The organism is Sporosarcina sp. JAI121 (genome assembly GCF_013408665.1).
Classification (GTDB): Bacteria; Bacillota; Bacilli; order Bacillales_A; family Planococcaceae; genus Sporosarcina.
The window spans coordinates 1-8,841 of sequence record NZ_JACCCL010000008.1 but is presented as its reverse complement, the minus strand read 5'-3'; the positions used below and the strand labels follow the sequence as shown (position 1 = coordinate 8,841).

Sequence of the window (8,841 nt, the reverse complement as noted above, 5' to 3'; positions counted from 1 at the left end):
CTGTTACTAGAAAAAACAACAGCTGCAAGCGGTTATTTTTTCTACTTTTGAACTTGGGAAGTCTGTCACGCTAGCGTGACAGACTTCTTGCTTTTCACCCTCGGAGAGCCCGCACCAATGAAATTGGTATAGTGGGCTATACCAAAAATTTTGGTCCTCCTCCCCCGATGTGCTATTCTTATCCCAATATGATTCGTTCCCTAATGTAAAAGGAGATGCTGCAAATGGCACAATTCGCCATTATAAGAATGCAAAAATTCCAAGTATCAGATGTGCAAGGCATTCAAAAACATAATCAAAGACAAGGAACAAGCAAAAGTAATCCCGACATCGATTATTCAAAAACAGAACAAAATTATGATTTGTTGAATGATCAAAATTTAAAATATGAAAGTGAAATTAAAGAAAAAATATCGGAGCAAGTGAAAAGAAAACCACGTGCAAATTCGGTTGTCCTTTCAGAATTTATGGTGACAGCTTCGCCTGAATATATGAATGCACTTTCTGCAGAAGAGCAAAAAACATATTTTGAGAAGTCGCTTGAATTTATCCAGGAGCGATATGGCCAAAAAAATACACTCTATGCAGTCATTCATCACGACGAGGCAACACCTCATATGCACGTTGGCGTGATCCCGATTACAGAAGACAATCGTTTATCTGCAAAAGATATTTTTAACAAACAAGAATTGAGAGAACTTCAAGAAGAATTTCCGAAGCATTTACAAAAACATGATTTTGACATTGTGCGTGGTGAAAAAGGTTCTGAGAAAAAGCATTTGAGCTCACAAGAATATAAAGAAAAACAGGACTTGGAGAAAGAAATTCAGTTGCTAGAAAAAAATATTGAGTGGAAAAAGAGTGAATGGCTTGCCCTCAACGAAAAAACGCCCGTTGAAGTAGCTGTTTCACCCAAACGGCAAATGAAAAAAGTCGAGGTCAAAAGCAAAGAAAAAAGTATTTTTGGAGTGGCCAAAAAGGAAATTCAGAAACAGCCGACGGAAAATGTCATTCTCCCCGAAAAAGAATTTCAGCAGCTGATGACGGCAGCCAAAGAAAATCAGCGCATGAAAGGCGATTTAAACCGTCTTCTGAATACGAATCTCGCAAAGGAAAATCAAAAGCTGGAAGCGCGGATTGATTTAATCTTCAGCGAGTCGAAGGAAAAAGACGAGGAAAATCAGAAGTTGAAAGCCGAAAATCAAAAGTTGCGTTCAGAGAACCGTTCGTTAAAAGAGCATATAAGCGATTTAAAGGCTGAATTTGGTTGGCTATATGAAAGTACCAAAGACTTTTTTAGAGAGCGCACAGAGAGTTTGAGGGCCTTTAAAAATGATTTCAGAGATTTTATAGGCGTGGTGAAAAACAATATTACTGGAAGTGAATTTGAACGGATGTACAAACGGGAGAAAGCCCGTGAACGTGATCGAGGAATGGAAAGATAAAAACACGCTGAAAAGGCGTATTTTTTCTTGTTTTGAGCGGAGCGAAAAACGGATCTCTTCTTATCTTGAACTAAGCACCCGTTAGCTTAATAAACTTCCAAAAAATATAACGACAGCCAAGAAAGCTGATAACCCCAAAGTAATAATTACAGTAGTTATACTTCTCGTCATCCCTTTCCAATCTTGAACACCCGAAAAACCTAATAATCCTAAAACGAAAGTTATCAATGTAATATATAAAACCAGATTTAAAGGGTGTGTACCCATTATGGAGTAATCAATTGGACCAGAAAAAGAAAATATAAAAAATAACAAAATGCAAATTATTGATAAGATAAATGACCATAGGTTAATCTTTTTCTTCATTCCATATCTCCTTTTTCTTAATTTTATCAAGTAACTTCTTTCACTAACCTGCCCCGTTAGTTCAACAAGAAACTGGATTCAATCGCTGGACGGGCTTGTATAGTCCATACACAGCAGGTTTACATAACGCCAGTTCACGGAAGTATTGAGCTTCTTTATTCGAAATCAACTTTTTCCTCTTCGTAAGCTATATATTACACTCCATCGATAGGGATAAATAAACATAATACTCTTTTTTATCCAAATGTGGTAGATTTAATAAAAAAACAATAGGAGATAAAACAGATGAAAAATGCTAAATATTACTCCCTACTAATAATTGTTACCATCTTTTTCGTGATGAGTGGATGTACTAACGAACCATTGAATGAACTATCAAAAGAATACGAAGAGGCACAAACAAGCTCTAAAACAAATAAAGCAGAGAGCGATGGAAAAGATCATAACGTAGAGCGCGAAATGACAAAAGAAGAAGTACGTCAAATCCAATCCATTTTCATGAACGATTCGGTCAAGCTTTTAAATGCTCAATTATCATATGAACCACATTTTCAAGAACCATTAAAATCTATGACAGAAAGCACTGATAGTGTTGGCGAAGTAAAAAAGATAAGAGATAATAAATTGCCAATAATTCATTTAACTATTCAAAAAGAAAATACCGAGTATTATCTTCAAATTTTCGAAGATGAAATAAAAAATCTAAAGAGGAATCACAAAGAAATTGATAAGATGGGAAGCTGGAATTTAATCGTAAATAATGAAGCAACATCTGGGGAGAAAACTTATAACATTGCCGTCTCTACTATTAACCTAAAAGATCGGGTATTCACAGTACTTATTCAAAATTATGATGTAAATACTGACACCTCAGTAATGTCCTACAAGAGGTCAGAGATTGAGAGCTTCATAAATACTCTCCAAATAGAAAACTCTATTAACGTTTTACTTACGGAATAGGCTGTCGTAAAGGTCGCGAAACTGAATACAAAATCACAACGGAAGAATCCATTTGATGTAGATTAAAATGGATTCTTTTTTATTTACCGTACCAGAAATCGCTCTTTTTAAGTTTGTATGCTGCATGCACCTCAGGTTGACATAACACCGGTTAACGGCAGTAGTTACCTCCATTACTCAAAATCAGAAGATGGTTAAACAGCAAAATGTACAAGAAAGACATCGTGATTTTGGGCGTAAACGTTGATGGTCTTACATATTTTTATAATAATCCGACTTATTAATACTTGGTAATATATTATACTATAATATTATTGATACTATATATGTTATTATTTATGTAAAAGGTGTGAGAAAAATGAAGAAGTTGATTTCCTTATTTTTAGTAGCAGGCGTACTAACTTTAGCTGCATGTTCTACAAGTAGTCAGAAAGATAGTTTTGAAGCCGATTTAACATCTACTGAAGTAGAAAATGTAGAAGCAGCAAAGGCTGATTTAAGTCTTGTAGAATTTGAAGAAGCCATCGAAGAAGTCAACCAAGAAACGGCAAAAGTAAGTAATGCTGAAATGGTAAACTTATTTGAAGGAGCAAGTTATAAAGCTTATTTATTTACACGGGCTAAGTTGTCAAAAGAAAGTTTTAAGAAAGCTCAGGAGCAGAATATTTTTACTACTGATATTAATTATGATGATTATAAAAATATTTCAGATCCTCTTTTGGAACTGGATAAATATCAAGAGTGGGTTAAAGATGACGAGGCAGGTAACTATGGTGCATATGTTGCTAAATCAGTTCAATATATAACACCAGAAGGCAATCCTGAATAATTGAAATAATATTAATAAAAGCAAGAAGGAGTGTATGAAATATATGTACTCCTTCTTGCTTTTATTGCTGTCGTTTAAGTCTTTTGCGTATTTTTATTTCTTTAGGAATTCGATCACTGTACGGTCTTGAATAGTCGATACACACCAGGTTTACATAACGCCAGTTCACGGAAATAGTTAACTCCATTACTCAATAAGAAAAAGCTGCCCTGTAAAGGCAGCCGATTGCTTAAGATTATATTTCCGAAAAATGTCTTCTTTGGTCAATAAAGTTTATTTTTTCTCAGTTATCAAGAGGTTCACGATTACCTTTAACTCTTTCAAAAATAAAAGGATTAAACCTAAAACCATAAAGATAATACTTAAAAAGTAAGGAATATTAACCCCAATTTCATTGCGCGCTTGTTCGAATTTACCTGGTGGATCGCTCCAACCTTGCATATTTGGAATATAGTTTGCAATTGTTAGATGTACTATGCCATATAATAAGGTTCCCGCAATTAATAATATCCCACCAATAAAAGTTAACCTTTTAATTTCCCACACCCCTTTAAGATATATTAAACCTTTTTTCAATTAAATGCCCCGTTAGTTAAAGAATACCTAATTTAAATTAGAAACTCGATTATCTCCATCCGCAAACCATCGATTCAATCGCTGAACGAGTTTGTATACTTCATGCACAGCAGGTTAACATAACACCAATTCTCGGCAGTTGATCATACTCTATGAGCCCTTACAAACGCTCAGTTCATCCCCTATGGTCCTTCATTTTCGTTATGCATGAAATATACATCGTTGAGTTAACGGGCTTTCTGGTGAACGTTAGGCTTGTCTGAACGAATAATTATGCAAAACCCTTTCGCCATTTTCGCTTGTCTTCTTCGGTTTTCTAAAAACGCTCACAGATAGCCTAGAATCGTTCGCAAAAGAAGAAGTAAAGAGATACGCCTAATTCCCTTTATCGTCTCCCTATGAGCGCCCTGTGCATTTATATGGCTATATTTGATAGTCTGAGAGAGTGAGACATGTCCTTTTTGAGGATTTGTCCTCTTTTTTCTAGTAACGCCCTTTTATGTTTTGGGTGTCCATAATTCGTCACGATTTTTTTGATAGAAAAAGAGAAATCAATGTCACCTGATTTTTGATTACCACCACCACGCGCGTGTTTGTTGTTGTTTTAAGTACTTAATGTTTAAGTTCTTTGTTTTAAGTGATTTAGGGGCTCTCAAACCGTTGGTATGACTGGTCTCATGAGGTCCAAAGGTAACAGTTTTGGTCTTAAAGGTAACAGTTTTGGTCTTAAAGGTAACAGTTTTGGTCTTTGAAAGGTAACAGTTTTGGTCTTAAAGGTAACAGTTTTGGTCTTAAAGGTAACAGTTACGATATTGTTGTTATCCTTATTGTTGACAATGGAATGTAATCAGTTTACTATTACTACGAGTAACATAACTTGTAACGGTGTTACCTATCTTTTTTTTGAGAAGGGGGACTTTTTTATGGAGGATAAATATTTAGTTACTCAAAGCAATAATTTGATTGAAGCGCGTCATAAAAAACCATTGACTGCTCGCGAACAAAAGATAGTACTTACGATGGTCAGTATGATCCAACCGTCTGACGAGGATTTTAAAGATTACCGAATATCTGTTAAAAACTTTAGTGAGATGTTGGGATTAAAAGGTAGTGTAAAGTATACGCAAATGAAGGAAATTGCTGAAAACTTAATGACTAAAACAATTGAAATTCCTAAAGAAAATGGTGGTTGGATATTAGCAAACTGGATTTCTAGTGCTGAATATAAAGAGGGTGAAGGAGTTATTGACCTATCTTTCTCACCCAAATTAAAACCTTACATGCTCCAATTGAAAAACCAGTTTACATCATACCGATTGAGTAATATTTTAAATCTTAATAGTACTTATTCTATTCGCCTATATGAACTCATGAAAAAGTGGCAACATCTAGGGAAGTGGGGATGTTCTATTGAAGATTTAAGAGGGAAATTGGGAGTAGGTGAAGGGATATATCCGAGATACGCTAATTTAAAAGCTCGTGTTTTGGCAACAGCTATTGAAGAAGTGAACGAAAAAACAGATCTTTATATCGGTTTCAATGAAATTAAAAAGGGGCGCAGCGTAGAGCGAATTGAATTTACAATTCAATTCGCTCCAGAAAAAGAAATCAAGCTACCCGAAACTGGAAATAAGCTCGAACAACCGAAAAAAGCGCCTGAAAATGAAGATGTACGCACTCGTTTAAATGGTTTAGCAGACAAAAATCTTTACCAGTTCACTCAAAATTATTTTTCTCAATTGTATCAAGGGGCATCATTCATATGGGGAGAAAAAGCCGAAAATGAATTAGTAATGCTTATTGAGTATGTCAATGTAGAAAAGTCGGTACAAAATCCACTTGGATTTATTAAGTCGCAAATTCAATTAGCGTGGGAAGCTTATGAGCGTGGAGAACATACAACGTTTGCTGACCTTCAACTAACGAAGGAAAGAACGACAGGACGAGAGGAAATCATTCCTGATTGGTTCAAAAAAAAGGACACGTCTTTCGAGCTGAAAGAAAAGGAAATAGATCCGGAATTAGAGGAAAAACGGCGACAGTTACAAAAAGAATTGGATGAAATGGCGGGAAAATAAACTGAATATCGTTTTTGAATTAGGAATGATGGTTAAAAAGGCAGCTAGTCGTAATTGACGGGTTACCTTTTTTTATTTGCCAATGATTTTTGGGGTTTCGTTAGACCACAAGACTCCACGAATAAAGTGAGATTGGAGGAGTATGAAAAGGATGAGAAAGATTGACTTATAGGGATAAGTTAGCCTAAGTTAAGGATAAAATATGGCTAAATTAAGGGTAAGATAAAGCTAAATTTATGCCGTTTGAGGGGTGGAGAAATGGGAGTTCCAATCAGTAAAATCACAAGAGAATTAGAGATTAAATCGTTTCAACTGCATAAATGGGAAGAACGAGGGTGGCTCGGAACTGAGCCTGTTTTTAAAGATCCAGATAACAATGGCCAACGTACGTACAGTAAGCAGCAAGTTGAACGTATTGAATTTATAGATGAAGTCATTAAAGACCAAAGGAAACGGGAGATTCATCGCACGGATCCAAAAGAAATGGAAAAGTTGCTCTTGGAGAAGTTTGGTGGTGAAGTTACACGAATTGAAAGCAAAGAATTAATTGTTCTTCCCACAACACTTGAATCTTTTCAAGAATCATTAATCCAACAAAATAAAGAAATGAATGCCATGCGAGAAATGATTGAGGAATTGGTAAAAGGACAATTGGAGTTGAAAAGTTACATCAAGGAATCATTGCCAGGACGAGTACAACTGGAAGAACACGACAGAGAACTATTGTTAAGTCTAAAGGAAACTATGGCCAGTCGTAAAAAAGAACGGGACATGGCTGAAGCCACTGCGATAGAAGAAGGGGAAAGTCTAGGTTTTTTCGCTCGTTTTTTTAAAAAGAGGTGAAAAGATTGGTGTAGAATTATTGAAAGCCTGTTCTTGTTTAACTAACGTAGCGGGTTAGTTGAAGATGACAAATTAAAATAGTGCCAAACTGTAAAAGGTAAATTCATAGTGGAAAGAGGTATAGTATGTCTGAAAAGATTCGAATCTCTTTCAGCAGCCCCGTATTGGCATATTGGTCTGGAAAATTACGTGCTTGTTAAAAAATAAGGGGGCTAAGAAAGTGGCTACAGGGAAACAAACAGACGGACTAATGCGGCATTTGAGAAGTAATGGTATTTCTATTGGAGGAAGTAAGCAAAAAAAAGAATTATTGAGTATGGGGTATTACCATGGTTATAAAGGATATCGCTTTATAAAGACTTCTAGTAACCCTATTGCTTATACAAAATTTGAAGAAGTAGTAGCAGTTTATAACTTTGATATGAATTTAAAAACTTTGTTTTATCCTTACATTATGACTATCGAAACGGCTTTGAAAAACTACATAGTAGATACATTAGTATCTTTCGGTAATGTGGATTTAGATTCTGCTTTTAAAAGATTTTTAGATGATTACAAATCTGAACCAGTTGGTAGTCCCGGGTATAAATTTAAAATGAAGGATCGTTTGAATTTAAGAAAAAAAATTGATACTGAAATAAACTTTAAGTATCCAAAAGATAAAGTTATTACGCACTTTTTACATAGTGGCGATTCTATACCTTTGTGGGCCATTTTTGAAACTTTAGATATGGGGAGCTTTGGTTTATTCTTAAAATGTCTTAACGAACCAATTAGAATAAAAAACTGTGAAAACTTAAATTTAACTCATAGATCATTGCAACAAGATGGTAGATTGGTTCAAGATATTATTTTTTGTTTAAAAGGATTGAGAAATTCTGTAGCACATAATAATGTTATTTTTGATTGTCGATTCGCTAGCAATACAAATGCCACGAATCCTTTGAAAAGTTATGTTTCTTTAGAAACAAGTATTAGGAATATAGATTTTGTTTATTTAGTAGACTATTTTATTTTAACTGTTCTTTTATTGAAAAAAATAGGTAAATCTAAAATTGAATTAAAGAGAATAATCAAGAGTTTTAGAGAAGAAACAGAAAGTTTAAGAACATCTATTCCATTGCCTATATGGAATAGTATTATGGGGACAAACCTTAATACTAAATTAGTGGGTTTGGAGAATTACATTTAGAAAAAACATCTAAGACTTTACGGATAGATATCATTAGTGGTAACATATTATTAACTAATTGCGGTGAGTAGCTGAGGCTCTCACTTAAGGAGACTGGATGCGTCCGGTCTCCTTTTTTATTGTTTGAGTAAGTTTAGATTTTTGAATAACAAGAAGTTTTGAGTGGCTTTGGCTACTCTTTTTTTATGGCAAAATTTAGCATCAGGCGAAAAATTTTCGGGAAGTGTCAACGGTAAATATCTGACTGGAGCAAAAGCGGAAGGAATTTAAGGAGTTGATACAAGAGATGATTTTCCACCCTCTTTTTGGTTCTCACCCCATGTGAGAACCTGCCACCTGGCGAAGGGGATTTTGGGGGTTTGCCCCTTTTGCAAAAGGGGCAAGGTCTGTTCTTTTGCACTTGATCTGGAAAAGCAATTGAACCTTTGCGAGAATCAGCAAAGGTTCAATTGCTTTTCTGTTACTAGAAAAAACAACAGCTGCAAGCGGTTATTTTTTCTACTTTTGAACTTGGGAAGTCTGTCACGCTAGCGTGACAGACTTCTTGCTTTT

Annotated in this window: 8 protein-coding genes; 6 read left to right on the top strand and 2 right to left on the bottom strand. The window is 35.1% G+C overall.

The annotated features are described in order from the left end of the window. The first annotated feature begins 224 nt into the window (after positions 1 to 224). Positions 225 to 1,445, top strand: a complete 1,221-nt coding sequence (mobV, locus tag HDC33_RS16350) for a MobV family relaxase (RefSeq protein WP_179393641.1) — start codon at positions 225 to 227, stop codon at positions 1,443 to 1,445. 81 nt (positions 1,446 to 1,526) lie between these two features. Here the strand turns inward: mobV and HDC33_RS16345 are convergent, their stop codons facing one another. Continuing rightward, positions 1,527 to 1,811 (bottom strand): hypothetical protein, encoded by a 285-nt coding sequence (locus tag HDC33_RS16345; protein ID WP_179393640.1) that lies wholly within the window; start codon positions 1,809 to 1,811, stop codon positions 1,527 to 1,529. Between the two features lie 285 nt (positions 1,812 to 2,096). On the opposite strand from HDC33_RS16345, the gene HDC33_RS16340 reads away from it, so the two are divergent. Both HDC33_RS16340 and HDC33_RS16335 read left to right on the top strand, forming a co-directional pair. Further along, on the top strand, positions 2,097 to 2,771 hold the full coding sequence (locus tag HDC33_RS16340; RefSeq protein WP_179393639.1) for a hypothetical protein: 675 nt from the start codon (positions 2,097 to 2,099) through the stop codon (positions 2,769 to 2,771). 358 nt (positions 2,772 to 3,129) lie between these two features. After that, a complete protein-coding gene (locus HDC33_RS16335) occupies positions 3,130 to 3,600 on the top strand; it encodes a hypothetical protein (protein WP_179393638.1) in 471 nt (156 codons plus the stop codon). A gap of 273 nt (positions 3,601 to 3,873) precedes the next feature. Here the strand turns inward: HDC33_RS16335 and HDC33_RS16330 are convergent, their stop codons facing one another. Beyond that, positions 3,874 to 4,176: a hypothetical protein gene (locus HDC33_RS16330; protein ID WP_218843321.1), complete on the bottom strand. Its 303-nt coding sequence runs from the start codon at positions 4,174 to 4,176 to the stop codon at positions 3,874 to 3,876. A 923-nt stretch (positions 4,177 to 5,099) separates the two neighbouring features. Between HDC33_RS16330 and HDC33_RS16325 the strand changes: the two genes are divergently transcribed. From HDC33_RS16325 to HDC33_RS16315, 3 genes are all read left to right on the top strand, one after another. Then, positions 5,100 to 6,254 (top strand): replication initiation protein, encoded by a 1,155-nt coding sequence (locus tag HDC33_RS16325; protein ID WP_179393637.1) that lies wholly within the window; start codon positions 5,100 to 5,102, stop codon positions 6,252 to 6,254. Positions 6,255 to 6,512: 258 nt separating this feature from the next. Beyond that, entirely contained in the window at positions 6,513 to 7,097 is a 585-nt protein-coding gene (locus HDC33_RS16320) for a MerR family transcriptional regulator (RefSeq protein ID WP_179393636.1), read from the top strand. Between the two features lie 220 nt (positions 7,098 to 7,317). Beyond that, positions 7,318 to 8,289 (top strand): Abi family protein, encoded by a 972-nt coding sequence (locus tag HDC33_RS16315; protein ID WP_179393635.1) that lies wholly within the window; start codon positions 7,318 to 7,320, stop codon positions 8,287 to 8,289. Positions 8,290 to 8,841 lie beyond the last annotated feature (552 nt).

Excerpts from the sequence above, each read along its gene's own strand:
- HDC33_RS16335 (WP_179393638.1), top strand. The coding sequence starts at position 3,130 with ATGAAGAAGTTGATTTCCTTATTTTTAGTAGCAGGCGTACTAACTTTA.
- HDC33_RS16325 (WP_179393637.1), top strand. The coding sequence starts at position 5,100 with ATGGAGGATAAATATTTAGTTACTCAAAGCAATAATTTGATTGAAGCG.
- HDC33_RS16340 (WP_179393639.1), top strand. The coding sequence starts at position 2,097 with ATGAAAAATGCTAAATATTACTCCCTACTAATAATTGTTACCATCTTT.
- mobV (WP_179393641.1), top strand. The coding sequence starts at position 225 with ATGGCACAATTCGCCATTATAAGAATGCAAAAATTCCAAGTATCAGAT.
- HDC33_RS16320 (WP_179393636.1), top strand. The coding sequence starts at position 6,513 with ATGGGAGTTCCAATCAGTAAAATCACAAGAGAATTAGAGATTAAATCG.
- HDC33_RS16345 (WP_179393640.1), bottom strand. The coding sequence starts at position 1,811 with ATGAAGAAAAAGATTAACCTATGGTCATTTATCTTATCAATAATTTGC.